The organism is Bacillus sp. FSL R12-0074 (assembly GCF_038005725.1).
Classification (GTDB): domain Bacteria; phylum Bacillota; class Bacilli; order Bacillales; family Bacillaceae_G; genus Bacillus_A; species Bacillus_A mycoides.
Map to the genome: position 1 here is coordinate 2,979,507 of NZ_JBBOTR010000001.1, position 24,955 is coordinate 3,004,461.

Below are 24,955 nucleotides of genomic sequence, written 5' to 3' on the forward strand. Positions count from 1 at the left end.
CTCATCATTTCCCTAAATAAACTGGTTTTCTTTTTTCAACGAATGCTTGTAATCCTTCTTTACGATCCTCTGTTGCGAACGCATTTCCAAAACAGGTGCTTTCAATTATTAAGCCTGTTTCAAGATCAGCATTACTCCCTACATTTACCGCCGTTTTTAACATTTGAAGTGCTACTGGTGGTTTTTTTGCCAATTTATATGCCCATCCCTTTGCAAACTCAAACAACTCTTCCGCAGGTACTACTTTGTTGACAATATGTAAATCGAACGCACGATGAGCATCAAACATATCTCCGAAATAAAGTAATTCTTTCGCTATACCTTGGCCGACAATTTTTTGAAGACGCTGTGTACCTCCGCCTCCAGGAATAATTCCGAGTCCCACTTCTGGAAAAGCGAATTTTGCTTGATCCGAACAAATACGTAAGTCACATGCGAGTGCGAGTTCAAAACCACCGCCAAGAGCTAATCCATTTATCGCCGCAATAACTGGTTTTGACATATTTTCAATTTTGCTAAATACTGTTCGTGAAGTCTTATTCATTTTATTTACACCGACAAGATCAAGTGCTGCCATTTCATTAATATCAGCGCCTGCGACAAACGCCTTCCTTCCGCTTCCTGTAAGAACGATTACTCGTACTTCTTCATTTGCCTCTAGTTCACCAAATAGAACGGAAAGTTCATGAAACACTTGTGTATTCAATGGATTTACAGGTGGTCGATTAATTGTAACGATCGCAACTCTATTTTCAATTTCACAAATTAAAAACTCATAATTCATAACTTAATCCCCCATTCTTTATTCATAATCATAAAAACCTGCACCTGTTTTTTTGCCGTGTCTACCTGCTCTAACTAGTTGTTTTAAAAGCAGCGGCGGCGCGTATTGATCATTATTTAATTCTTCTTTGAAGTACTCCATCACATGATAACCAATGTCTACACCTGCAAAATCCTGAAGTGTAAATGGCCCCATCGGATAATTAAGACCGAGTGTAACAGCCTTATCAATATCTTCTGCAGAGGCAACGCCATCTTCTAGCAATTTAATTGCCTCTATAAATTGCGGAATCATAATTCGATTCACAATAAATCCTGGGGAATCCTTCTTTACTTCAACTGGTTCTTTCGAAAGCTCTTTAGATAGCGCTTTCAATTCTTTGACTGTTTCATCACTCGTTCGATAACCACGAACAACTTCTACAAGTTTCATAAGTTGTGCGGGATTAAAGAAATGCATGCCCGCCACACGTTCTGGACGGTTCGTTGCTGAAGCAATCTCTGTTATAGACATGGATGAAGTATTCGTTGCAAGTATAACCCCTTCAGGAACGATTCGATCTAGAGCTGCAAACACTTCCCTCTTCAAATCTAATTTTTCTAATACGGCTTCAATAACTACATCCGCATCCTTCATATCTTCTAAAGTTGTAGTGAGTCGAATTCGGCCAAGCGCTTTTTCTTTATCTTCTTCCGTCATCTTTCCTCTTGTAACACTCTTAGTCATAAAACCATTCATACGTTGTATTGCATTATCTAAATAACGCTCTTCAATATCATGTAAAATAACTGTAAACCCATTTAATGCGGCTAAATTTGCAATGCCAGACCCCATAGATCCTGCACCGACAATACCAATTGTTTGAATCGCCATTCTTATACCTCCTTGAATAACTTTTTTTAATATTCTGTAAATAAATTATATCTATATCCAAAAAGTTTTTGTACATACATAGTGTAGGAAATATACATATTTCTTTCGTACATTTTGATGGTATTCATTTTAATTCAAACGGCTTTATATTCTATCTAGCGAGAGGTATAGTCCATTTACATATAAAAAGTGCGCACCTCAAAGTAAATAATTTTCCCTTCAGGTACGCACTCTATGATGTGAATTTTGAAACTATATGTTATCGTTCTTTTCCATTTGATGAAATAACTTCTTTATACCAATAGAAGCTCTGTTTCTTTATTCTTTTTAAATCTTTTAAATCATCTTCATCGCGATTTATATAAATAAAACCATATCTTTTTCTAAAACCTTGATGCGTAGAAATTAAATCGATTGCCGCCCAAGGGCAATAACCAATTACATCCACTCCATCTGCAATTGCCAATTCCATCTGTTCAATATGTTTTTTCAAATAATCAATTCGGTAGTGATCTTGTACTGATCCATCTTCATCTACTTTGTCGTAAGCACCTATCCCATTCTCTGTAACGATAATTGGCAAGTTATAACGATCATTCACTTCTCTTAATGTAACTCGGAAGCCAATTGGGTCGATTTCCCAACCGAAATCGGTTAATTCTAGATATTCATTATCGTCACCCATGAAGAATCCTTCTTCACCTACTTCAATTTGTTGATCAGCGGCTTCATCAATTACAAAGTTCTCATCATATTCACTAACAGTAATAGAAGAATAGTAGTTAAAAGCTATATAATCTGGTTTTGAACTAGATAGAATCTCCATATCTCCTTCTAGAATGACTGGTTCGATATTTTTGCTTTTCATGAAATTCCACGCTATATTGTTATATCTACCATATACAGCCATATCAAGGTATAACCAATTACGAATTGCGTTACAATTTTGAGCTGCAATAATATCATTCGGCTTACATGTTTTCGGATAAACATAACTAATATTTGGTGCTGGACCAATTTTCGCATCACGTATCATCTCGTGACACAAGTTTGTTACCTTTGCCTCTGCTAAAAGCATATGATGATTTTGCTGATATAGCTCTTTTTGAGATAGGACCGATGTCCCGATCGCCTGTCCATGTAGTATCATCATGTTCTGTTCATTAATTGTTAACCAATTCTTAACCCGATCTCCAAAACGTTCAAAAAGGATTTCACAATATGTAACAAAAGCATCGATAGTAGCACGGTTACTCCAGCCACCCTTTTTCTCTAATTCATACGGCAAATCAAAATGATACATCGTTATTAACGGTACGATATCATGCTTCAGCAATTCATCAATAAGATTGCTATAGAATGTAATACCTTTTTCATTCACTTCTCCCGTACCATTTGGAAGAATTCGAGTCCAAGCTATTGAAAAGCGATATACTTTTAGCCCTAATTCAGAAAAAAGCTTCACATCTTCTTTAAAATGATGATAATGATCACTACAAACTGTAAAATCTGACGTACCTTCAGGAATAACTTTCACATCTTGAACAGAAAGGCCTTTTCCATCTTCATTATAGGCCCCTTCTACTTGGTAAGCACTTGTGGAAGCTCCCCATAAAAAGTCTTTTTTAAATGAACTATTGAGCATAATTTTTACCTTTCCTTTTCAAAAATAGTATTGTTATAGTTTGTTTATATTAAACTTGTTTCACTAAAAATGTTTCATAAACGCTTATAAGCTCTTCTGCTATAATTTTAAACCCTTCTGCACTCATTAATTGATCTTCTGCATGTGCTAGCAATAAGCTTACTTCTACTTTTTCACCAGCCGCTTCTCTACTAATCAGTCCAGCATGCGCTCTATGACCTTCAATAAAAGTTTCACTACCCTCATTCATTAATTGTCTCGCTTGTTCAAAGTTACCCATTTTTGCTTCTTGAATTGCTTCAATATATGAAGATCGTGCGCTACCTACCGTTGATATAATTTTAAATACTACTAATTCATTTTGTTCCATAACGATTCTCCTAACATTTTTTTATTTTTATAAATCAAAGAACAATCAGTGAAGTTTCGTTCATCCCCACTGATTACTAGCCCACAACAATCGGGCTTTTGAGGGATACATTATTATTGCTCAGTTGCTGCTTGTTGTTCTGCCTCATAAGCTTTCTTATCTCCCATTTTAAAGAACGGATAGTATAATAGAATTTGAGAGATAATGATTAAAACTGTCATTAGAAGTAATAACCAACCACCAGAAATATAACCTGCAAATGGCGCTGGTGTTACCCATGGTAATTCAATAAGTGGGTTAAAGTTAGATAAAATCCCCGTGATTTTAAGGAATACGATACCAATTAACCCGCCAACTATTGAAGATGCTACTAATGGAATAAAATATATTGGATTCAGAACAAGCGGTAATCCAAATACAATCGGCTCATTAATATTAAAGATATTTGGGACGATACCGATTTTTCCAAGTGATTTATATTGCTCTGATTTCGCAAATAGTAGATTTATTGCTAAACCTAACGTATTTCCTGTTCCACCAATGGCAACTGCAAAATGCATTAAAGTAAACGCTAAGTATGGAACTTCCAAAAAAGGTGTTCCTGAAGCGAAAGCTGTAATTGCTGCTGTAAATAATGGAGCCGTCGCACTATACCATACATTTATAATTGGTGCTGGATGTAAACCGAAGAACCAACATATATTCATAAAAGTAAAGATAGCAATAACTGACCAAACGGATGATCCGATTACTTTTACAGGTAACGAGATTACTTGACTTACAAAGTTAAAAATATTTTCATATGGAGTATAGCCAAATATTACTCTAATAAAGAAGATAAGCGTGAAAATGATGATTGAAATAAATACAGGATTAATCGCATCAGCTACCATAGGTGGTACCGACTCCGGTAATTTCACTCCAATATTTTTTCTTTTTAATGCACAGTACAACTTAGCGGTGAAAACGCCGACAAACATGGCAACGAATATTCCATCACTACCTAGATACTGATTTAAAATAGCTGGAATTTGTTCTTCTCCTACCTTAATTGACATTGGCATTAAGCATAAGAAACTACCTAATGCTATAACAGCAGCTGTCATTCCGTTCATGCCTTCTTCTTTCGCATAAGAATAAGCGATAATGACAACCATATATACTGCTAACAAGCTAAGTGTCGCACTAATCATGTCTTGCATATGCGTATATAAACCAATTTGAATTAAAAATTCTTTCCACCCTTTAAATGGTAGATTACCTAAAATAGCAAACAATGTAACACCGATCGTAACAGGAATTGTCATCATCATCCCTGATGTAATAGCATTCACTACTTTACTATTTCCGAGATAATTTGTTAGTGGTGTGATGATTCGTTCTAGTCCGTTTTTTGTCCCTTCTAACAGCTTCATAATTACCTCCAACATTTCTGACTTTTAATTCATTTACTTTTTGCCTTTTTCCACATAGCTCATATCATTTACAGAGTGAACTTTATATTTCCCATCTTTATATACAACTTTTGAAACACTTGCATTTCCTAACCCTTCTTCAACCTCATTTAAAGATTCAGGAGATATTGAATATAATAGATCCATTAAAGATATACCATGTGATACAACAAGGACTTCACCGCCGCCATCTTCTGCCACTTCTTTTGCAATTTTATCAACTTCTTTTTTCATTCTCTTTGTGACTGTTTCAGTATCTTCAGCCTGTTTACTCTTATCGATCTTCGCTGCAGTTTTTTGCATAATATCGATGTCAAAATTATTCATAAATTCTTCATGGCTCATATTATTTGCTTGTGCAAGTTTTTCCCGAAAAGTATGATTTAACTCCCCTTCAAACTCACCGAAACATGCTTCCCGCAAATCTTTACTTTGATTGATACTCATATCTTTATTTCCACTTTGATTTAACACAATTTCCGCTGTTTCTACCGCACGTCCACTATCGCTACTATATGCCTTTTCAAACTTAACTCCTTTCAAACCTTTACCTAGATACTCTGCTACTTCAATTCCATCTTTAGTAAGTGGCTCATCCGCCCAACCTTGTACTCTATCAGTCGTGTTTAGCATTGTTTTCCCATGCCTTACCAAATAAAGTTCCACAGGTTTTTCTTCTTTTTTCTCTTTCACTTTTTGGCCTTCATTTGCTGAACATCCAAATAATGAAACTGTTAAAGAAACTAACAAGCAAAGTGATAATATTTTTTTACTCATTATGAAATCTCCTTATCGGCTTATAAAAATATGCATGCACCACCCACATGAGTAGAATGATATTTTTATAATGAAGATATTTTAAAAATTATTTTGACTGATTAAACACCCAATTTATCATCTCTTTATCCTGCAAAGCTGGTACCCAAGAGAAGTGTCCCATTGGTTTAACGATTCCAGTTGGATATTCTGTATATTTGACCAAAGAACCACCTAGTTCTTTAATAGCTTGTACAGCATCTCTGCTATATCTCACATCTACTAGCGGATCATCTTCTGCATGGAAGACCCAAATTGGCATATCTTTAATATCCTTGAATACTGAAGTATCTTGCATTGGTTCATATTCACCAACAAGCTTATTTCCCGGCAAATCTCCTATTCCACAAATCGGAACAGCAGCTGCGAAAAGATCCGGGTTCTTCTTAATAACATTCCAAGTCCCAATTCCACCATTAGACATACCAACAACATATATGCGATTTTTATCAATATCATATTTATCGATGGTTTCTTTTAGTAAATTAAACATAGTAGTATAGTTAGGTTCCTCGGTCCAATATGCTGTAAGTGTTTCAGCTGCTTCAACCTGAGGAGCTAACACATATGCAGGGTTTTTCTTTTGCTGTTCTGGATTAGCCCACGCTACAGCACCCTCATTTCCTACGACTTGCATATAGTTGTCATTGCCTCGTTCACCTGACCCATGTAAAAATAAGACTAGTGGATATTTTTTGTTAGGCTCTTTTTTAGGCTCAAAAAGTCTATATTGCATTTTGCTTCCAGAAGCATCTTGATATAACCCTTTTTTAAAATCATCTACAACAGGAGTAACTACATTTGAAATTTTATTTTTCTGTTCGGATGCTTTAAAATTCGCACCTTCTTTTGTTTTAATTTCCTTCGTAAGAGTTAACTTATAATCTAAATTATCTCTTGTGCTTAAAAATTTTTCTTCATCAAATGTTGAGGTAGATGCATGTTTATCGTTTTCATCTAATTCGATTACAACGTATTGTCCGTCTTTTGAAGCTTCTGATACCTCAGCTTTATTATTTGTATACACTTTAGTTATGTTTCTATTTTGAGGTTTCCCATTCACTTCCACCTCAACTTTGAAACTATCTTTTGTTAATTTTGAGCTATCTATTGTATCTCCAAAGTCACAAACGACGGTAGCTCCTACTTCCCCATACGGAAGAACATTCGTTATAAGTGTTATATCTGAGTCTTTTAAAGCCTTACCTTTGCTTTCTGATGAACATCCTGAAAGTACCAAACCACCTGCTAGACTCCCTATTACCATACATAAAATTGGAAATTCCCTTATCTTTTTCAGACGATGACCTCCCTCAAAATATGTACTTTTCATAACTCATAAGCTCGTTAATCGTTCCAAATGCAGAAACTTTTAATCACCTAAAATGGTTTTCACTCGTTCAATTACTTTTTTTCCATCTAACATGCCGTAAGCTGCCATATCAATTACTTCAATATGCTTTTCTGGCAATTGTTTTTTCACATTATTTAATGCATATCGAACTTGTGGTCCTAATAAAATCACATCAGCTGCTGGGCCAACATTTTGTGCTTCCGTTAATGCATAAGCATTAATTTCACAGTTATAACCTGCCGTTTCTGCAAACCCTTTCATTTTATTCATTAACATACTTGTAGACATACCTGCATTACATAAAAGTACGATATTTCTCATATTAAAAACCTCCAATATTTATTTTAAGTGCTTTGCATACTCTTCATTTCTGCAAGCGCTTTCTTTATAGGTTCAATATAAACTATGGTCTAAGACTAGGGTCAATAGCTTAATTTAATTAATTCATTTATTTTGTATAAACTTAACTGGACACCGCGTGAAAATTCTTTTGTTCCCAAAAAAAGGTGCATGTAATTGTAGACTGTGTCTAACAATTACATGCACCTTTTTCATTTCCTTCTCTACTTCACATTTACGAGGTCACCTTGCATTATTTGATTTCATAATAGGAATCATAATAATATAATGTTCAACTGTTTTGTCTTGACTCTTTGTTTCACAAACGTATCGACATAAAACATCTCCGTTAAGAGCGTATCCCTGTTCCAGCATAATATCGAATGGTTCATCTAATATTAACGATGATAACGGTTCATCCACGTCTTTTTCATATAAATAATTCAAGCACTCTCCCATATGTATTTGAATAACCGAATCATCCATAGGTAATTGACATTCTTTCATCTTTGATTCAGAGATAGCCATTACCCAATAACTGTTATCTATATTTTTCACTCTATATTCTTCAAGTGGAATACATAATGCTGGAGAAACTGTTGGCAAGAAATTCAACCACTTTTTTAATAAGGGATTTGCATATAATGTTCCTTCATTTAAATGAACATGTTTGAGAAAATAGTAAGTCTCAGCTTGTTTTATAACCCATCGCTTATCTTCTTGTTTATATTCTTGTAATAAGTTCATAAATTCATTTATTTGCTTTGTTTCTAACTCTAACTGTTTTATCGCTTCATTTTTTTCAGCTATTTTATCATTACATTTTTTCATTATGTCATCATATTCTAAACCGTTAAAAACCGATCCAATTTCCTTAACATGAAAACCCATTTGTCTAAAACTTCTAATTGCTAAAAATACTCCAAAATCCTCATATGTATAAAATCTAAAACCATTATCTTTGTCCTTTTGTGGTTTTAGGAACCCTTTCTTTTCATAAAACCTTAAAGCATCTATTGAAACTCCAAATTCCTTTCCTACTTCTCCTATTTTATATTTCTTCATGTATATCACCTTCAACTCTATAATTCCTTTAAATACCTATATAGTGTAACAAGTTTTGAAAAACAATTATATAAAAATAAAGTGCAACTTTAATCAGTGGGATAAAAGAGATTTCGGATAAAAGTGAAACCTCCTTTTATCAAAATAGCACATCACTGAAAATATAAACTTCTATTATCCTACTACTTCCCCATGCATATCATAAAGCTTTAATGCCATCATTAAATTAAACCTCACTTCCGCATGATTTAAATCAACTAAAATGAGCGATTCAATTTTTTCTAACCTGTACAAGAGAGAACTTCTATGAATAAAAAGTTCTTCTGCAGCACTTTTTACATTTCCATTGTTTTGTAAGAACACATGTAATGTATTATATAAATCAATATTCTTCCCTTCTGAATATTCAATCAGTGGACCAATTTGTTTCTTTACAAAAAGATCTACAGCGGTTGGATGGTTTAAATGATGTAAAATGGCATACGATCCTAGATCTTCAAATAGCGCAAACCCCTGTTTGCGAAAGCGACTATCTAAAATATTTAAAGTCTGTATAGCTTGCTGATAACTAATATAATAGTCTTCCAATTGTTTTGTAACACCGCCAATCCCTAATAAAACACGACAGCCTATAGGTGATGAGCCAATCCATTTTTTTATGCTATAAAACATCGATTCCCAAAATGTATCAGCGATTTTTTTCTGATTTTCAATAGGAACAATTAAAAGTTGTTCATCATTATGGGATACTGCTAAAATGCCTGTCCCGAGTTCTGGAAGACGCGTCTTAATCAAGTCCCATATAAGTGACTTTTTCGCTTGTTGTTCGAGTAGGTTTCCTTTCTTTAATTCTTTCTCATCGAGTGAAATTGATAATACCGCCACTCGATGTTTTTTGAAAAGATTCCATTGATATAAATTAGCATATTGCAAAATATTATCTCGATCCTCAATTTTTTCAGTTAATAATTTACTAATAAAACTGTCTTTCATCTGTTCTTTCGTATCTAGAACTAGCTTTTGTTTAATAAACTGGATGGAGCATATATTTCGGGCTAAATCAACCGTTAATTGATCAAATTCATCCATCCCTCCACTAGATCTTCGTACTGCTAAATAACCTAAAAAATTACCGCCCCCATTAATAATCCAAAACGAAAAACAATAATCACTATTATTCGGATCATTAATTTGGAAAGTATCAGTAAATCTTTGCTTTTTACGTTCTTCTCTCGTTAGTTCAGCTAAATGTTCTGCTAAGCGACTATCCTTTTCATCATTAAATGCTATTGGTTGCATAAATCTATCAAAAATAAATACTGTATCCTGAAACAGACTACCAAGCATTGTTGTAATACCTTCAAAATTATTATCATCGACCGTTTCTTTTAATAAAGCTTGCTGATAATCTAATAGAAAATGAAGACGTTGCTTATGTTCTTTCTCGCCATTATATAATCTTGCATTATCTAGTATAGTGGCCAAATGATTTGCAATCATTTCAAGTGATTTTGAATCTGCCTCCGTAAAAACCCCTTCACATTTCTTTTCAACGTGTAATACTCCAATCGGTTTCATATCAATAATGATTGGAGCAGTAAACTGTTCACCACCAATCGTTTCAAAAAATGGAAAGTGTTCTTTTAATACATATTTATCCTCAACCATAATTTTGTATGGCCTTCTCATTTCTCCATATGATGGTGGTTGTAGGACAAAACAATTTTCCGTCTCGTTATACAAGTAAACACATGCAAAATGCGAATTTGTTTCCATTCCCGCTTTAGAAGTTACTTCATATACATGCTTTTCTAACGGCACATCTAGTGACAGATTTTTGCTAATCCATCCAAAGCCTTCAATCTTTTTCAACTGCGACTCTTTTTGCCTTGCGACAGCTATTGCCACTGCTATATCTTTTCCGAACTCTTCAAATGATATTTCCATATCTAAAAGCGGGACATGATTTAAAAAGGCGACAATACAAAACCCAAAATGCTGGATATCATCTTTTAACGGGACGGTAAACCAAGTCTCCGCACCAGCACTTTTCAATGTTTCAGATAGAAGACACACTTCTGGTTCATCTGCCGTTTGATCCGTTATGCTTTGATATTGTAGTTTGGAAGAACATTCATCAGCATGAAGAGGAAACGCTGAAGCTAAAGAAGTTAAATTTCCACTCCACGCTTTTGGCAAAAACTGTCCTCCTTCATTAATAATTACAGCAACGAAATCACAATGTAATTCTGCGCAAAAAGAATGAGTTAAATACTGAAGCGCCTCTTCTTCCGTATCGATTTTAATAAGCTGCCTTGATGTATTTCGTAAATGATATTCTATTCTTTTCATTAATCTCTCTCTTTTATTACTAGACACGCCCCATCCCCCATTTCACCTTTTTATCTATTGTATAAGAAACGTCACATAAAACAAAAGTAAATATTCTAATTATTCACTAAACATTTTTAAATCCCGAAGAAATGTGTCCCCGGGATTGATCATTCACTATTTTGCTGTAGTTACATTATTATTTCCACTAGCAATCTCTTTTTTCTCTTTATAATAAATCCCATGTTCTTCCTTAACAAATAACAATGCTATACCACCGATTACAGCAGCAGTCGCAATTGCCGCAAAATTATATTGAGGCAATAAATGCATGGAAAGAAGAATACCTACCAACGTCGGAGCTACCACACCTCCAAGACGCCCAAAGGCCATTGTACTTCCTACTGCTGTTGAGCGCATATTACTAGGATAATATTGAGAAACGAATGCATTTGACATATTTTGTAGTCCGACAGAAGAAGCGCCAATCACTGAAATTAACAAAAACCCTAAAAACATATTATTTACAAATCCGATGAGTGATAACGCAATTGCTCCACAGAAAAATAATGGGACAAGTACCTTTTTAAATCCGATTTTATCTACTATCGGACCGAATATGAGTGTTCCAACAATAGCTCCAATTTGCATGACAGCCGTAAATGTGAGACTTGATTTAAGATCGTACCCTGACTGCATCATAAGCCTTGGTAACCATGTACTCATAGAGTAAATGAGTACGAAAGCACTGAAACATGAAATCCAAAACATAATTGTACTTACGGCGCGCTTTTCCTCAAATAACTTAACAACCGGAGAACCAGCTTCTTTAGTTGATGGTTTTGTAAATTCAATTGCCACATCTTTACTTAATTGTGGATTTACCTTAGCTATTACTTTTTTAGCTTCTTCTATTTTCCCTTTCATTAAAAGAAAACCAACAGACTCAGGAATACTTTTCATTAAAAACGGGATAAACAATAACGGAATTCCTGCTAACCAAAAAACAGGCTCCCATCCTGCTGGCGTAAGAAGGGAACGACTTGTAAGTGCTGCTGCCATTGCTCCAACTGAATATCCGCAAAAAATAAAAGATACGATAGCAGTTCGAACTCGTTTCGGCGAGAATTCTGTTGCTATAGCAATTACATTCGGCATAACTCCGCCAAGCCCAACACCTGCGATAACACGGAAAATCGCAAACATTACAGGACCATTCGCAAAACCAGATAGACATGTAAATAGACTAAATAAGATTGTAGTTAGTAGTATGATATTTTTACGACCTATTTTATCAGCTAATAAACCAAAGAAAGCAGCACCAATTGCCGTTCCTATAGCTGTATAACTACCAATTGCCCCTGCTGTAACATCCGATATTCCCCACTCTTTAATGAGCGAAGGTACTGTTGCTCCATAAATAACAGCATCATATCCATCAAATGCAATTACGATAAATAACCAAAATATTAACCAAATATGCATGGAATGAATACGACTCTCGTCTATCACATTCATCGGGTTAATCGATTTCATCTTAATATCCTCCTTATATGGGAATTTTCCCTTTCTTGTATTTCAATATCAGTAAACGCTTTCAATTACCTCCTCTTAAGCTTCTAAAACTTTTCTGAATTTTCCGTATTTAAATTGTAATAACTACTATTAAAAATTGTTATCCGCTTTTTATAGGAAAAAGAAAAGTAATATTCCTATTTAATGCTGGCTTCGCTTCATAGGAATTAAAATTTGAACATAAAAAAAGAGGTGCAATAAGCACCTCTTTTTCATGTATTTTTATAATTATTATTCATTCAAACTTTAATTGTTTCTATTGTTTCTTCAAGTTTTTCTATTATTTTTGCTATAGCTGTAATTGAATTATCTGTTTCAAATTCCCCAACATTTAAAGAATGGTTTGCATTTTTAACAATCTCAATCTTTAAATTGGATTGCTCTAATCGCTCCATTTGACTTGCATTGTATTGATGATCTTTGTCTCCGATTACTAAAAGCCCGTCGTGACGACTATGTAAGATCGAATCAAAAATCGAATCAAACGTCAATAAAGGTGTAAGTAATATCATTTTTGACTGTAAGTATTCTTCTCTCTTCATTAAATCATTCGCAATCGGGATTGTTCCAAGTGATTTCCCTAAAAACATCGAATCGTTGTATTGCCCATTTTTTAGCACTTCATTCATTATAGGGTTAATATCATCCATCATTACTTTCGTTACTTCTTCCATTGGTTTTTCCATTAATTGTCCATCATAGGAATAATGAATATGAACTACATCTATTTTATTTTCAAGCATAAGCATCGTTGCATAATAGAATAATGGTTTATCATAATTGTAACCGGAACCTGAAAACATAAAACAAACCGTATTAGAACCTTTTTCGATATGTGTGTAACGAATGACTTTATCATCTATATGTATCTCTTTTTTAGTCCCCTTCACCGTTTCCCCCTCCAAACACGTTTACTTTTGTAAAACGATATGTTCTGTATGAACTGATACATCCTTTACTTTATCTTTTATAAACGCTGGCTGTAAGTTATATGTATCTAATTCTTCTATCGGCACCCACTTAAACATATATGTTCTACCCTCTTCATTCAGAATATATTGATCCGCCCCATTTGCAGGTAATTCATGCAATTCTACTTCATAATAAAAACTAATCTCATGAAACTTTCGCTCAGAAAGTGTAAAGAAGTTTTCTACTGACCATATTAATCTCTTCACTTCAATAGGTACGCCTAGTTCTTCTGCAAGCTCTCGTTTTAACGCATCTTCACTATTTTCTAGCATTTTCACTCTTCCGCCTGGTACGTACCAATACTCTTCACCTTCATCTTGAAGGATAAGTATTTTATTATCATATTTACAAATTGCTCCGACTCGGTAATTAAAACATGTTTCTTCTACTTTAAATGTAAGATCCACAATTTTGTACCACCTTTATATAGTTTTGGATTATGATATTAAGCAATTGTAATTACAAGTAAGTACACTAAAAAACTTTTTTCACATGCACTTAACCTAATTACAATCTATTATTTATAAATTAAGGTTACTAAATCCACTCAAGTCTTTCAATGTTTTTAGATAAAAACCACTATTCTAACTATTGATTCATTATTTGTTGTTAACTACCTCGTAGTAATTTATAAAAATAATAATCTTCATCATCTAATTCCAGTTTGAATATTCTCAATTTTTTCATTGTTTCTTTTGTTATTACCAATTAATATAAATATGTGGAAGAATAGTAGATATTTGGATGTATCTACCGCTATTAAAAAACAAAATTGTTTCATGGGGGGGAAATATGTGTTTACTAAGTGGAAAATAGGAATAGTTACTTCTCTTCTAGCTTTCACAGCATTTACATCTGTGATTTCTGCTGAAGAGAAACCGAAAGATCAGCCCAAATGGGAAGAATGGATAAAGGAAAATGCACAAAAATTAAACGAACCAAACGCACAGACAAATGAAGATTTATCCTTTTTAAAAGAAAAAATAAAGGATAAACGAATTGTTCTGCTGGGTGAAAGTACACATGGTGCTAAGGAAATAAACCAATCAAAAGTACGTATGATTAAGTATTTACATGAAGAAATGGGATATGATGTAATTGCATTTGAAACAGGATTTGCGGAGGCAAATGCTGTAAATCAAAATCTCGACCAATTAACTGCTTTGCAGGCTATGAAAAAATCTTTATACGGTGTTTGGCATACTGAAGAAATATTGGAGCTCTTTCATTATATAAAAGATCAAAAAGAAAAAGGAACACCTCTTATATTAACAGGGTTTGATGCTCAATTCAGATGGTATTCTTATTTCCCTGAGTTTGCAAAAGAATGGTTAGAAAAAATTAATCCTGAAATTGCTAATGATATAGAAATAGCTCATAAAGAATTACTCAATATAGAGGAGAAAATTGAATCTATAGATAATAAGTACCCCTACGAACAATATAAAGCGGACGTTCAGCAAGTAATAGCGAAATATGAAAAAATTAAAACGTTTGTTCAACAACATAACGCCGAATTAAATAAGATAGCTCCATCAAATACATACGATGTAAATCTATTAGAAAAGACTATCAGTATACACATTGATACAATTAAAACACTCCAAGATGCTACTGTAAAAGAAAAAAACTTTATTTATCCAGCAAACTTTAAACTTACAGATCTATCTCTTTATATTCGAGATCAAAAGATGGGACAATCTTTAGCTTGGTTAAGTGATATTCAATACAAAAATAAAAAAATCATTGTATGGGGACATAACTATCATATCCGAAAACAAAATTCAAAAATGATACTCGATTGGACCAAATACCAACAACACAATTTTAAAGCGCCCAATATGATTGATTATTTACCTCAACGGATAAAAGATCAAATGTACACAATTGGCGTATATGCATATAGCGGAAATAGTTGGGATAGTAGTGACCTTAATAAAATAGTCCCTATAGATACAGACCATGCTGAACAAAGTATCGAGAATATATTACGAACATCTCAAAATCCTAATATATTTGTTAATTTAAAAGGAGAAAACAATCGTCCTGAAACATCTTGGATGTTTACTCCTACTACCGCAAGACACTGGGGCGTTAAAAAATCCGAAGAAATTTTGAGGCCGATTGAACAATACGATGGCATACTATGGCTAGACCGCATTTCACCATCACAATATAAGTAAGGAAAAGAGCACACTTTCGCTATGAATAAGTGTGCTCTTTTATATTCATAATAATTACTATAGTTTAGAAATTTATAGAATATCTTCTAGAATAATGATATATACAATAAATTATACCATCTTTTAAAATCAAGTCATTCTAAAAGTACCCTTGTTTGCCCTTCTTTATACCACTTCTCTATTAATACTCTTTCCCTCTCAACTGAAATACCTGCTTTTAATTCCCATTCGTCCATACTCTTCATCCACGCATACACATCTATAACAGTATCTTCTAACAATCTAAAAGTAAGCCCTTCTTTAACAGCACTATCGATACTAATAGAAAATCCACCTTTCCACGGCTTCGTTTCACCTTCTAATGCAAAAGTTTCAGGAAGCCATAACGGCATTTCAGTCCACGGCTGCACTTTATGTTCCTTCATAAATGATTCATCTACCCAAACGAATTCAGCGTCGCTATTCGTAACCTTTTTACTCATATTTAATAGCTCTTCCATCGTCAGCTCATCTTTCGGACCCGTTACATTAAATGTACCTACTTTATTGTTTTCTGCCATGTTTAGTCCAAAGCTTGCGACGTCTTTTATATCAACGAACTGCACTGGACGGTCTTTCCTTCCTGGAACTAACACTTTTCCTCCCTTTTCTACACGCTGAACCCAATATGGAAGTCGATCTGTATAATCAAACATTCCCGAAAGAAGTCCTGCTCTTACGTGTAAAACACGACCCGGCCAATAATTCTCTGCTTCTTTTTCACATAATACTTTAAGCGCACCGTAATACTCATAAGGAGATATTTCACCATCCTCTACAGCTTTTACCTTATCACTTGGTGGTTCAGGTAGTAATTTATAATCTTCTTTTATGTGATGCGGGATCCAATCTTTATATACGGAAAGGCTTGAGATGAATGTATAGTGCTTTATATTATCTTTAAGTAATTCTCCTACATTCCTAATGTGATGAGGAGAAAATCCACATGTATCTATGACCATATCCCATTTTCGATTTTCTAAACTTGAAACATCATCATTTCTATCACCGATTAGCTGCTCTACTTCAGGAAAAACTTCTTTATTCGTTCCGCGATTAAATAATGTAACTTCATGCCCTCTATTCAAAGCCTCTTCTACGAAAGCCCTTCCTAAAAAACGTGTACCGCCCAGTATTAGAATCTTCATTCTTTTTCCCCCATTCAATCAAGCGCATGATTAAAAACCTTTTCTTTTGTTTAACGATTTTCCCTTGTAAAAAGTTACGGGTATTTTTCATTTTTTTCTATAGTTAATATAACGTCATCCAAATTTGCAACTTGTGACATAACTTTTTATCGAATTCGACAGTAATGAAGACGATAAAGAGGGGTTGAAAAATATTTCAACTAAGTCATAGTGATAAGTACACATCTACGAAAATACTTATTTATACGAGCAATGCTCCTGTCAATTTGGCAGGAGCATTGTTTTTTCAACCTCTATTTACTTTTATATACTTGAATTGAAATTATAGAAATTAAACTGAGCAACCCCATAAATAAACAAGTCGCGCCTAGAATTGTATAAGAATTTCCGTATCCTTGTAATAAAGCTAAATACGTACTTGTATCCATATGACCGCCCTGCTCTGCAACAGATTCACTTGTTGCCTTACTCCCCATTTCTGGTGCATTTATTAGTACATACACACCGATAATAGCTACTAAAGCTGAAATGATTTCTACAACATTAGACTTTGTCATCATACCCTCACCTTTCAAACAACGTCTTTTATCCATCTAGTGAAATCTCTTTCTATCTCTTTCTATCTCTTACTATCTCTTACTATCTCTTACTATCTCTTACTATACTAGCAAAAAAAGGGATATAATTTAATCCCCTTCTCTATTACTAGAATCAACAATATGAAAATATTCATTCTGTCTATTTCCATTTCATATATAATTAAAATATCCAATATTTGATTAACAAATTATACGTACTTAGGTAGGTGATAAATATTAATAAAAACATAGTTTATCATTCAACATTTTACATTTATTCTCTCACATCGTTATTTTATATCTTTTTGCTAAACATAGAAAATGGTCGTAGTTATTTGGGTTTCACGATGGTTGTTCCGTTGTTAGCCGTTATTTTATATCAAAAAGCATATAAGAAACAAGAAATTTTCCATACATTTGGCATTTCACGTCCAACATTAAAATCACTAATTTTCTCCATTTTATTCCCACTACTTCTAGGTCTATGTCTCCATTTCTATTTTTATATTTATAATATAAAGTTCTTATTTAATCACTGCAATGAATTGGGATTTCTCCTACTCATTGGTCTTACAATTGCAGCTTTGTCTGCATTTTTTGAGGAAATTATTTGGCGCGGGAATCTTCATTACTATTTACGAAAAAAATATTCATTAATACAAACCGCAATAATTACAGCTTCACTTTGGTCTTTATGGCATTTACCAGTAGCACTCTTTTATAAAAACTATGAGTTATGGTTTGTAGGAATATTAAGTTATCTATCGTTATTATTTATATTATCTATAATTTTGACGTACACGAGAGAGTACGGTTGTTCTGTACTACCATCCGCAATTTTACATGGTATGTTTAATGTATTTTTTTTAACAGATGGATTGCAAAACAAGTGGGATGCCAGCCTAATGGAGTTAATTAAATTTATCTTTTTAGCAATTGCGCTCTGCATTATGTATCTTATACATCGAAAAGTTAAAAAATAGTTAACAATTAAAAAAAGTGTTTCAGTTTGATGTACCTTAATTAGCTCATTAAGTACTTCAACACCTTTCAATTATTCAATAATCGTATAGGTGTTGAAGTTTTCTAATTTTAATTGAACGACTCCGTTCTCACAGCACTTATTTCAATTATGTAGAACATAGCAAGTTTAACTATTTCTCTTATTGTAACTTTTGTAAAACTTTTAAATAAGGAAATATACACTCTTTGATTAATCTCCATCTATCCTTCGCTTCCGGTATAATCTCAGATGCAATCGCCACCACCAATTCCTTCTCCGGAATACAACAAATCATATTCCCACCATCACCCATGGCACAGTATGAAAAGACCCCATCTTCTTCTCGTAACCACCATAAGTAACCGTATTGATTTGAATTCATCGCTATTGATTTTTGTACCCACGATTTTGAAAGAATTTCCTTTTCATTATGAATACCTTCATTCAAATACATCTGTCCAAACTTAGCCATATCTTTAACTGTTAACGTTAGTCCCCAGCCGCCTGTCGAAATACCATTTGGATCATGAACCCATCCCTTTACATCTTTTCCGAATAAGTCATCGAATCCAAATGCTTTCATATTGTAGTTTGGAATTTCTCTTATACCGATAGGCTTGAATAGATATTCGTTCGCAAACTCACGAGCACTTTTCCCTGTTACACTCGTAATAATTGCTGATAGTACATGTGCGCCTGCCGATGAATATTTAAAAGGTCCAATTTCTCCACCTTTTCCTGCCCTATTTAACGTATACTTCACCCAGTCCATTTGTGTACATAGTTCTTCTAACGGTTCCTGCCAGTCTATATAAGGATATGGAGCTGTCATTGTAAGTAGATGCCGAACTGTTACTTCAGATGCCTTAATATTATATTCAGGAAAAAACTCTATTACTTTTTGATTAACACTTTTGATATATCCTTTATCTATACATATCCCAATTAACGCAGAGATTATCGTTTTTGTGACCGATGCTACATGACATGCATCATCTGGACCGTAACCATTATAATAATTTTCAAAAGTAACATTACCTTTTTGTACAACTAATACACCATTTATATTTTTATAGTTTTCTTTTATAGTCCAATCTAACTGTTCAGCAGTTTTCATCGTTCTTCCCCCTTAATCTATGATTAAAAAGGTTCGATAGGTACATATATATCGACTATATGTTTATTTTCCGGGTGCTGCCTTGGGTCATTTTTATACATTTCAAAAGGATATGAATCTCTCGGCTTATATCCGCTATTTGGGAGCCATTCACCGTATAAAAAATCCCATGCTCCTTTATATTCCTCTTGGAATATTTCAAAGTGGCCTACTGCATATTTCCCTGATGGTATTGTCATCAATCCAATATCGCTATTTCCTTCTACTACTTCATCCAGAATCGTTATACATAGACTTGTTCTTAAATGATAGTCTTCTGTGAACTCATGATGATCATGGTAAATTGTTAATACCTTCGTATCCTCGAACGCATGATAGTTTTGCTCCGATGCGTAATGAAATAGTTTTTCTATCATTTTCGGAAAATCTATAGCTAAATCTTTATATGTACCTACATGTCTTATGTATGCGACGTTTACTTTGTCCGCTGCTACAATTTCGACCTCTCCTCGAACCTTCTTACACTCATTGTATTGAGAATCTTCGCTAACGTCTTTGCAATTCTTGCTATTGTGATTTCTATAGTGAGACGGACTTACTCCGTAATAACTTTTAAATGTCCGGGAGAAAACTGCTGAATCTGTGAACCCGAAGTAATACGCAATGTCTGTAATCGTCATATCTGTATGATAAGTAAGAAGGTGTGTTGCCCTCTCTAATTTCAAACGATTCACATACCGAGATAACGGCTCATCCATCATCCCTTTAAAAATTCTATGAAAATGAAATTTTGAAAATCCTGCCACATTAGCTAAATCTTCAATTGAAAGTGAATCATTTATATGTAATTCTATATAGTCTTGCACTTTATAAACACGTCGTAAATACTCGTTTCTACTTTGAGAACTCTCCATATTTATCCCTCCTCACAACAAAAAGGCTAACTTTACGTCAGCCTACTTTACACATTTTTTAAAAATAAAACTCTACTCCCGCCGTTCCCATCATAATTTGTATGTACGGATACACCTTCTATTTCATCATCCCCAGCTTCAATTTGAAATCCGATTTCTTGATGAAATTCAATTGACTTTTTATTAACTGGTGACGTTATCGCTTTTACAACTTTACGGTTATTTGCACGAGCGACATCGAAGAAATAAGAATATAACGTCGATGCGATTCCTTTTCGTCTAAACTTCGGATTTACACCGATAAAATGAACGTACGCTTCATCTTTATGCGTTTGTGAAAAAAATCCACATAAGAAACCTAACGTTTTTCCATCTTCTTCAATGATAAAACTCGTTTCTTGAAAATGGACGAAAAACAACTTCGGCAACATACTAGCCATATCTCTTCCGCCCCACCAATCATTTAATACAGAATGAATATTTACATAATCTTCCCCTTGAATATTTCTTACTCGCATGTATTTCTCCCTCTCACTCACTTCATTTTTTCATATATTTTAATAACCGTTTCGACTAACAGAATGAATACCCAAATACCTGAAAATACAAGAACAGACTGGAATATCGATCCAATTATCATAACACCAACTGCACCTGATCCTGAAATTGATACTTCCCCAAATCCTGGATCATGTATAAGCGATCCAGCAGAAAAAGCCATTAAAATTGATCCTATTAAATAAATAACACTCATTATTTTTAATATTTTTATAGAAAGATACAAAGTTTGTTCTTCTTCCACTTGTGATAATTCGATTTCCCCACTCGCAATTCCTTTTTGAAGACAATCCTCACACAAAAATTCTTCATTTATTTTTTTACCACCATGTATTGTACCTGTTATTTCTTTACACCTTGAACATTTTCGATTTATCATGTTGTTATCACTCCAATCCTATAAGATTATACTTATATAATTCTACATTTACCTTAATATTCCTTTTATGTATTTTATAGAGAAAGGTCGTATTTTATGATTGGAAAACTTACATTTGGTTATAAAGAGCTTACTGTTCAGTATGTATTACGGCCTAGTTGCTATTCGGTTATTTTTAACAATACTTGCTCAAAAATAGCTATCATCGAAAAAGAGGATACATATTATTTAAACGATGGGTTCTTTTACATTGCACAAAAGATACATGAAGTTGAAGTTCATGAAGAAGACCATATTTTACAATGGATGTCTCCATCGCTTGCTATAGAACATTTACTTCACGATCATCAAAAATGGGCTGTTGAACAAGCGCTTTTATTACGAAATAAAAAATGATCTCCTTCTATATGAAAGAGATCATTTTTACTACTAACTTACTTTTTTCAAATTGAGAGCTGGCTTTTTGATTCCGCCTTTTTTTACAACATATAAGCCGATGAAGATTATAAGACCGCCAACGAGTTGCATCATATTGATTTGTTCTCCAATTGTTACAGCTGCAAAGATAACTGCGAACAATGGTACTAGATACATATAAACCATTACTTTCGTTGAACCTATTTTACTAATACCGACATACCACATTGCAAGTCCAAAGATTGTCGCAAAGACGATTGAATATGCTAGTGATCCCCAGCTTGGCGTATCTACTGGCCACGTTAATGTATTTACGTTGAATAAACAGTATATAACGAGAGGTACAATTCCAATTAAAGTAGACCATGATGTGACTCTCATTGCGGAGTATTTTGTGATAAGTGGTTGCGCTAAAATGGGATACCATCCCCACGCAATTGCTGCGACTAATCCAATTACATTTCCGAGCCACGCATACTCGTATGTAGCTCCTCCCGTATGCCCTGTTAATAAAACGAATGCTGCACCAATAAACGCTACTATTGAACCAATTTGTACTTTCATCGAAAAACGTTCTTGTTTGTGCAATACTGCTAATATCCCTGTAAATATAGGTGACATCGCAATTAATAATGAGGCGTTCGTTACTGAAGTATATTTTACAGATAGCATAAACATCGTTTGATACATTGTCGTTCCAACGATACCGACTGCTACTAATCGTAACCAATCTTTTCTTTCAATGCGAAGTGAGCGTTCCATTAAAAATGTAATAAGTAATAATACCGGAGATGCTACTAAAAATCGTAAACTATTAAATTGAATGGATGACATATATGCCACGCCATACTTTCCAATTGTATAATTTGCTCCCCATACTAATGCTACTGATACTAGGAGCCATTCCATTTGCCATCGTTTCATCCGAATCTCCCCTTCCCTATTTAGCATAGTAAAATTGGCTGGATATAACACCGTCCAATTGGCTGTTTTTTTACCCAGCCAATTTGTTATACTTAATGTATATAAGATTTGCGGAGGCGTTTGTATGGAATGGAAGCTAGATAACGACAGTAAAATCCCAATTTATCAGCAAGTTGTTGACTTTATTGAAAAACGTATTACATACGGAGAACTTCCCCCAGGTAGCTTCCTCCCTTCAGAACGGAAATTAGCTACGCAGTTAAATGTAAACCGAAGTACGGTAACAACTGCTTATAATGAACTACGTGCTATGGGAATTGTAGAAAGTACGACTGGTAAAGGTACACGTGTGAGTACACATATGTGGGGCGTTTCTCCAACATTAACGCCGAACTGGAGAGGTTTCGTAGAAGGTGGTACTTTTTTACCAAACTTACCGTTACTTCGCCATATTCGGGCAGAAGTACAACAAAATGAGAACATTATAGATTTCGCAAACGGAGAGCTCGGTTGTAATCTCTATCCTCACGATCAACTACAAACAATTTTGCGAGAACAACCGTTAACGCAGTCATTAAGTTACGATCATCCTCAGGGGTATCTCCCGCTAAGACAAGCGGTAGTAAAATATATGAAGGAATATTTAAAAGTTGAAGCGACCGAACAATCGATTATGATTACATCCGGCGCCCAACAAGCACTTCACCTTATCGTACAATGTTTATTAAATCCAGGTGACGCAGTCGCTTTCGAAAGCCCTTCACACTGTTATTCATTACCGTTATTCCAATCGGCAGGTATTCGTATTTTTCCATTACCTGTCGATGAACACGGTATTAATCCAGACGATGTGCAAGAGTTATATAGAAAGCATCGTATTAAAATGATCTTTCTAAATCCAAATTTCCAAAACCCTACGGGAACAATGCTTCATCCAAACCGTAGAAAAAAACTGTTATCACTTTGCGCAGACTTACGAATCGCGATCGTTGAAGATGATCCATCTAGTTTACTTGCGTTAGAAAATAAACAACCTTGCCCTACTTTAAAATCGATTGATGAAAACGGAACTGTCATTTATGTTCATTCCTTATCAAAAATGATTGCGCCAGGTTTACGAGTTGGTTGGCTTGTCGCCCCGCAGTCTGTAGTCGAGAGGTTATCCGACGCACGGCACCAAATGGAATTAGGTATGAGCATATTCCCCCAGTGGCTTATGCAGCAATTTTTCGAAACTGTACCATTTCAGTCGCATATCGTTCCGTTACGAAAACAACTTGCAGAAAAAAGAGACATTATCGTCCGTGCTTTAAATGAACAGCTTCACGATAAAATCTCTTTTTCAAACCCAACTGGCGGTATATACATATGGGGAAAATTAAACGAACCGATAAACGAAAAACAACTCATTATGCAAAGCTTAAAACAAGAAATCGCCTTTATGCCGGGTAGTATTTTCGGCGCGAAAGATGGTTATATACGTTTGTCTTATGGAAAAGTAAATATTGATCAAATCGAGGAAGGTATTTCTCGTTTGCGTGAGGCTATTTTGGTTTGTGAAAAATAACATTAGATAAAGCTTTCTCGTTTGACAAAAGCAAAATCTACCATTATTATCAACACGAACCTATTCATAGGAGTGATAAAATGAAGATTTACGTTGATGCAGATGCTTGTCCTGTAAAAGATGTGATTATTTATGAAGCTACGAATGTGGAAATTCCTGTTACCCTCGTTACTAGCTTTTCTCATTATTCTAATGCTAAGCAGCCAACAGGTGTGGAAACAATTTATGTTGATTCCGGAGCAGATGCTGCGGATTACCGGATTATGCAGTTAGCAAAAAAAGAAGATTTAATCGTAACGCAAGATTACGGTCTTGCTTCGCTTGCTTTAGCAAAAGGCTGTATCGTTCTACACCATAAAGGCTATAAGTATACGAATGAAAACATTGAACAATTGTTACAAACACGGTATTTAAGTGCAATGGTTCGAAAAAGCGGTAAGCGTACAAAGGGACCGAAACCATTTACAGCAGAAGATAAAGAGAAATTTAGAGAGCTCTTTAAAAGTGTAATTTCACTTTAGAAATGAACCTTCTATTTGTAGAGAAAGCT

General features: G+C 34.3%; 25 protein-coding genes. 5 read left to right on the top strand and 20 right to left on the bottom strand.

What is annotated here, in order from left to right:
* Positions 1 to 4 precede the first annotated feature (4 nt).
* The 13 genes from NSS97_RS15570 to NSS97_RS15630 form a co-directional block, all read right to left on the bottom strand.
* A complete protein-coding gene (locus tag NSS97_RS15570; protein ID WP_044438180.1) occupies positions 5 to 784 on the bottom strand; it encodes an enoyl-CoA hydratase/isomerase family protein in 780 nt (259 codons plus the stop codon).
* Positions 785 to 802: 18 nt separating this feature from the next.
* Complete coding sequence (locus tag NSS97_RS15575) at positions 803 to 1,657, bottom strand: 3-hydroxyacyl-CoA dehydrogenase family protein (RefSeq protein WP_060750405.1); 855 nt, start codon at positions 1,655 to 1,657, stop codon at positions 803 to 805.
* A gap of 259 nt (positions 1,658 to 1,916) precedes the next feature.
* Positions 1,917 to 3,302: a glycoside hydrolase family 1 protein gene (locus NSS97_RS15580; RefSeq protein ID WP_044438178.1), complete on the bottom strand. Its 1,386-nt coding sequence runs from the start codon at positions 3,300 to 3,302 to the stop codon at positions 1,917 to 1,919.
* Positions 3,303 to 3,351: 49 nt separating this feature from the next.
* Positions 3,352 to 3,672 carry a PTS lactose/cellobiose transporter subunit IIA gene (locus NSS97_RS15585; protein WP_061674867.1) on the bottom strand — a complete coding sequence of 107 codons (321 nt, stop codon included), beginning with the start codon at positions 3,670 to 3,672 and terminating at the stop codon, positions 3,352 to 3,354.
* 113 nt (positions 3,673 to 3,785) lie between these two features.
* On the bottom strand, positions 3,786 to 5,087 hold the full coding sequence (locus NSS97_RS15590; protein WP_044438175.1) for a PTS sugar transporter subunit IIC: 1,302 nt from the start codon (positions 5,085 to 5,087) through the stop codon (positions 3,786 to 3,788).
* A 33-nt stretch (positions 5,088 to 5,120) separates the two neighbouring features.
* Entirely contained in the window at positions 5,121 to 5,903 is a 783-nt protein-coding gene (locus NSS97_RS15595) for a histidine phosphatase family protein (RefSeq protein ID WP_341113244.1), read from the bottom strand.
* An 88-nt stretch (positions 5,904 to 5,991) separates the two neighbouring features.
* Positions 5,992 to 7,209: a prolyl oligopeptidase family serine peptidase gene (locus NSS97_RS15600; RefSeq protein WP_052502148.1), complete on the bottom strand. Its 1,218-nt coding sequence runs from the start codon at positions 7,207 to 7,209 to the stop codon at positions 5,992 to 5,994.
* A 105-nt stretch (positions 7,210 to 7,314) separates the two neighbouring features.
* Complete coding sequence (locus tag NSS97_RS15605; RefSeq protein ID WP_044438172.1) at positions 7,315 to 7,617, bottom strand: PTS sugar transporter subunit IIB; 303 nt, start codon at positions 7,615 to 7,617, stop codon at positions 7,315 to 7,317.
* Between the two features lie 261 nt (positions 7,618 to 7,878).
* Complete coding sequence (locus NSS97_RS15610; RefSeq protein WP_107886683.1) at positions 7,879 to 8,700, bottom strand: MerR family transcriptional regulator; 822 nt, start codon at positions 8,698 to 8,700, stop codon at positions 7,879 to 7,881.
* Positions 8,701 to 8,874: 174 nt separating this feature from the next.
* Positions 8,875 to 11,079 (bottom strand): helix-turn-helix domain-containing protein, encoded by a 2,205-nt coding sequence (locus tag NSS97_RS15615; protein WP_341113249.1) that lies wholly within the window; start codon positions 11,077 to 11,079, stop codon positions 8,875 to 8,877.
* A gap of 129 nt (positions 11,080 to 11,208) precedes the next feature.
* Positions 11,209 to 12,567 carry an MFS transporter gene (locus NSS97_RS15620; protein WP_341113252.1) on the bottom strand — a complete coding sequence of 453 codons (1,359 nt, stop codon included), beginning with the start codon at positions 12,565 to 12,567 and terminating at the stop codon, positions 11,209 to 11,211.
* A 278-nt stretch (positions 12,568 to 12,845) separates the two neighbouring features.
* Positions 12,846 to 13,496: an alpha/beta hydrolase gene (locus NSS97_RS15625; protein WP_341113254.1), complete on the bottom strand. Its 651-nt coding sequence runs from the start codon at positions 13,494 to 13,496 to the stop codon at positions 12,846 to 12,848.
* A 21-nt stretch (positions 13,497 to 13,517) separates the two neighbouring features.
* Positions 13,518 to 13,985 (bottom strand): NUDIX hydrolase, encoded by a 468-nt coding sequence (locus NSS97_RS15630; RefSeq protein ID WP_044438165.1) that lies wholly within the window; start codon positions 13,983 to 13,985, stop codon positions 13,518 to 13,520.
* 387 nt (positions 13,986 to 14,372) lie between these two features.
* Here NSS97_RS15630 and NSS97_RS15635 point away from each other — a divergent pair, with 387 nt between their 5' ends.
* On the top strand, positions 14,373 to 15,761 hold the full coding sequence (locus NSS97_RS15635) for an erythromycin esterase family protein (protein WP_341113256.1): 1,389 nt from the start codon (positions 14,373 to 14,375) through the stop codon (positions 15,759 to 15,761).
* A 134-nt stretch (positions 15,762 to 15,895) separates the two neighbouring features.
* Here NSS97_RS15635 and NSS97_RS15640 read toward each other — a convergent pair whose 3' ends face one another.
* Both NSS97_RS15640 and NSS97_RS15645 read right to left on the bottom strand, forming a co-directional pair.
* Positions 15,896 to 16,948 (bottom strand): SDR family oxidoreductase, encoded by a 1,053-nt coding sequence (locus tag NSS97_RS15640; RefSeq protein WP_341113258.1) that lies wholly within the window; start codon positions 16,946 to 16,948, stop codon positions 15,896 to 15,898.
* A gap of 293 nt (positions 16,949 to 17,241) precedes the next feature.
* Positions 17,242 to 17,541 (bottom strand): hypothetical protein, encoded by a 300-nt coding sequence (locus NSS97_RS15645; RefSeq protein WP_000361375.1) that lies wholly within the window; start codon positions 17,539 to 17,541, stop codon positions 17,242 to 17,244.
* 212 nt (positions 17,542 to 17,753) lie between these two features.
* Here NSS97_RS15645 and NSS97_RS15650 point away from each other — a divergent pair, with 212 nt between their 5' ends.
* Positions 17,754 to 18,509, top strand: a complete 756-nt coding sequence (locus NSS97_RS15650; protein WP_044443197.1) for a CPBP family intramembrane glutamic endopeptidase — start codon at positions 17,754 to 17,756, stop codon at positions 18,507 to 18,509.
* Positions 18,510 to 18,689: 180 nt separating this feature from the next.
* Here the strand turns inward: NSS97_RS15650 and NSS97_RS15655 are convergent, their stop codons facing one another.
* Genes NSS97_RS15655 through NSS97_RS15670 form a run of 4 tightly spaced genes read right to left on the bottom strand, consistent with a single transcriptional unit; the run spans position 18,690 to position 21,497 of the window.
* Positions 18,690 to 19,646, bottom strand: coding sequence for a serine hydrolase domain-containing protein (locus NSS97_RS15655; RefSeq protein ID WP_341113262.1), 957 nt, complete (start codon positions 19,644 to 19,646; stop codon positions 18,690 to 18,692).
* Between the two features lie 23 nt (positions 19,647 to 19,669).
* Positions 19,670 to 20,560 (bottom strand): AraC family transcriptional regulator, encoded by an 891-nt coding sequence (locus NSS97_RS15660; protein ID WP_341113264.1) that lies wholly within the window; start codon positions 20,558 to 20,560, stop codon positions 19,670 to 19,672.
* Between the two features lie 47 nt (positions 20,561 to 20,607).
* Positions 20,608 to 21,078: a GNAT family N-acetyltransferase gene (locus NSS97_RS15665; protein ID WP_002066078.1), complete on the bottom strand. Its 471-nt coding sequence runs from the start codon at positions 21,076 to 21,078 to the stop codon at positions 20,608 to 20,610.
* Positions 21,079 to 21,095: 17 nt separating this feature from the next.
* A complete protein-coding gene (locus tag NSS97_RS15670; RefSeq protein WP_341113267.1) occupies positions 21,096 to 21,497 on the bottom strand; it encodes a DUF3980 domain-containing protein in 402 nt (133 codons plus the stop codon).
* A gap of 96 nt (positions 21,498 to 21,593) precedes the next feature.
* Here NSS97_RS15670 and NSS97_RS15675 point away from each other — a divergent pair, with 96 nt between their 5' ends.
* Entirely contained in the window at positions 21,594 to 21,893 is a 300-nt protein-coding gene (locus NSS97_RS15675; protein WP_341113268.1) for a hypothetical protein, read from the top strand.
* Between the two features lie 33 nt (positions 21,894 to 21,926).
* Here NSS97_RS15675 and NSS97_RS15680 read toward each other — a convergent pair whose 3' ends face one another.
* Entirely contained in the window at positions 21,927 to 22,838 is a 912-nt protein-coding gene (locus NSS97_RS15680; protein WP_002084776.1) for a DMT family transporter, read from the bottom strand.
* Between the two features lie 124 nt (positions 22,839 to 22,962).
* Here NSS97_RS15680 and pdxR point away from each other — a divergent pair, with 124 nt between their 5' ends.
* A complete protein-coding gene (pdxR, locus tag NSS97_RS15685) occupies positions 22,963 to 24,405 on the top strand; it encodes a MocR-like pyridoxine biosynthesis transcription factor PdxR (protein ID WP_341113270.1) in 1,443 nt (480 codons plus the stop codon).
* Positions 24,406 to 24,485: 80 nt separating this feature from the next.
* Positions 24,486 to 24,926, top strand: a complete 441-nt coding sequence (locus NSS97_RS15690) for a YaiI/YqxD family protein (RefSeq protein ID WP_341113272.1) — start codon at positions 24,486 to 24,488, stop codon at positions 24,924 to 24,926.
* The last annotated feature ends 29 nt before the right edge of the window (positions 24,927 to 24,955 follow it).

Bases quoted from the DNA above. Each gene is read 5' to 3' on its own strand.
- NSS97_RS15680 (WP_002084776.1), bottom strand. From the start codon at position 22,838: ATGAAACGATGGCAAATGGAATGGCTCCTAGTATCAGTAGCATTAGTA.
- NSS97_RS15580 (WP_044438178.1), bottom strand. From the start codon at position 3,302: ATGCTCAATAGTTCATTTAAAAAAGACTTTTTATGGGGAGCTTCCACA.
- NSS97_RS15655 (WP_341113262.1), bottom strand. From the start codon at position 19,646: ATGAAAACTGCTGAACAGTTAGATTGGACTATAAAAGAAAACTATAAA.
- NSS97_RS15620 (WP_341113252.1), bottom strand. From the start codon at position 12,567: ATGAAATCGATTAACCCGATGAATGTGATAGACGAGAGTCGTATTCAT.
- NSS97_RS15640 (WP_341113258.1), bottom strand. From the start codon at position 16,948: ATGAAGATTCTAATACTGGGCGGTACACGTTTTTTAGGAAGGGCTTTC.
- NSS97_RS15610 (WP_107886683.1), bottom strand. From the start codon at position 8,700: ATGAAGAAATATAAAATAGGAGAAGTAGGAAAGGAATTTGGAGTTTCA.
- NSS97_RS15590 (WP_044438175.1), bottom strand. From the start codon at position 5,087: ATGAAGCTGTTAGAAGGGACAAAAAACGGACTAGAACGAATCATCACA.
- NSS97_RS15575 (WP_060750405.1), bottom strand. From the start codon at position 1,657: ATGGCGATTCAAACAATTGGTATTGTCGGTGCAGGATCTATGGGGTCT.
- NSS97_RS15670 (WP_341113267.1), bottom strand. From the start codon at position 21,497: ATGATAAATCGAAAATGTTCAAGGTGTAAAGAAATAACAGGTACAATA.
- NSS97_RS15645 (WP_000361375.1), bottom strand. From the start codon at position 17,541: ATGGATAAAAGACGTTGTTTGAAAGGTGAGGGTATGATGACAAAGTCT.
- NSS97_RS15660 (WP_341113264.1), bottom strand. From the start codon at position 20,560: ATGGAGAGTTCTCAAAGTAGAAACGAGTATTTACGACGTGTTTATAAA.
- NSS97_RS15585 (WP_061674867.1), bottom strand. From the start codon at position 3,672: ATGGAACAAAATGAATTAGTAGTATTTAAAATTATATCAACGGTAGGT.
- NSS97_RS15665 (WP_002066078.1), bottom strand. From the start codon at position 21,078: ATGCGAGTAAGAAATATTCAAGGGGAAGATTATGTAAATATTCATTCT.
- NSS97_RS15595 (WP_341113244.1), bottom strand. From the start codon at position 5,903: ATGAGTAAAAAAATATTATCACTTTGCTTGTTAGTTTCTTTAACAGTT.
- NSS97_RS15570 (WP_044438180.1), bottom strand. From the start codon at position 784: ATGAATTATGAGTTTTTAATTTGTGAAATTGAAAATAGAGTTGCGATC.
- NSS97_RS15605 (WP_044438172.1), bottom strand. From the start codon at position 7,617: ATGAGAAATATCGTACTTTTATGTAATGCAGGTATGTCTACAAGTATG.
- NSS97_RS15675 (WP_341113268.1), top strand. From the start codon at position 21,594: ATGATTGGAAAACTTACATTTGGTTATAAAGAGCTTACTGTTCAGTAT.
- NSS97_RS15600 (WP_052502148.1), bottom strand. From the start codon at position 7,209: ATGGTAATAGGGAGTCTAGCAGGTGGTTTGGTACTTTCAGGATGTTCA.
- NSS97_RS15690 (WP_341113272.1), top strand. From the start codon at position 24,486: ATGAAGATTTACGTTGATGCAGATGCTTGTCCTGTAAAAGATGTGATT.
- pdxR (WP_341113270.1), top strand. From the start codon at position 22,963: ATGGAATGGAAGCTAGATAACGACAGTAAAATCCCAATTTATCAGCAA.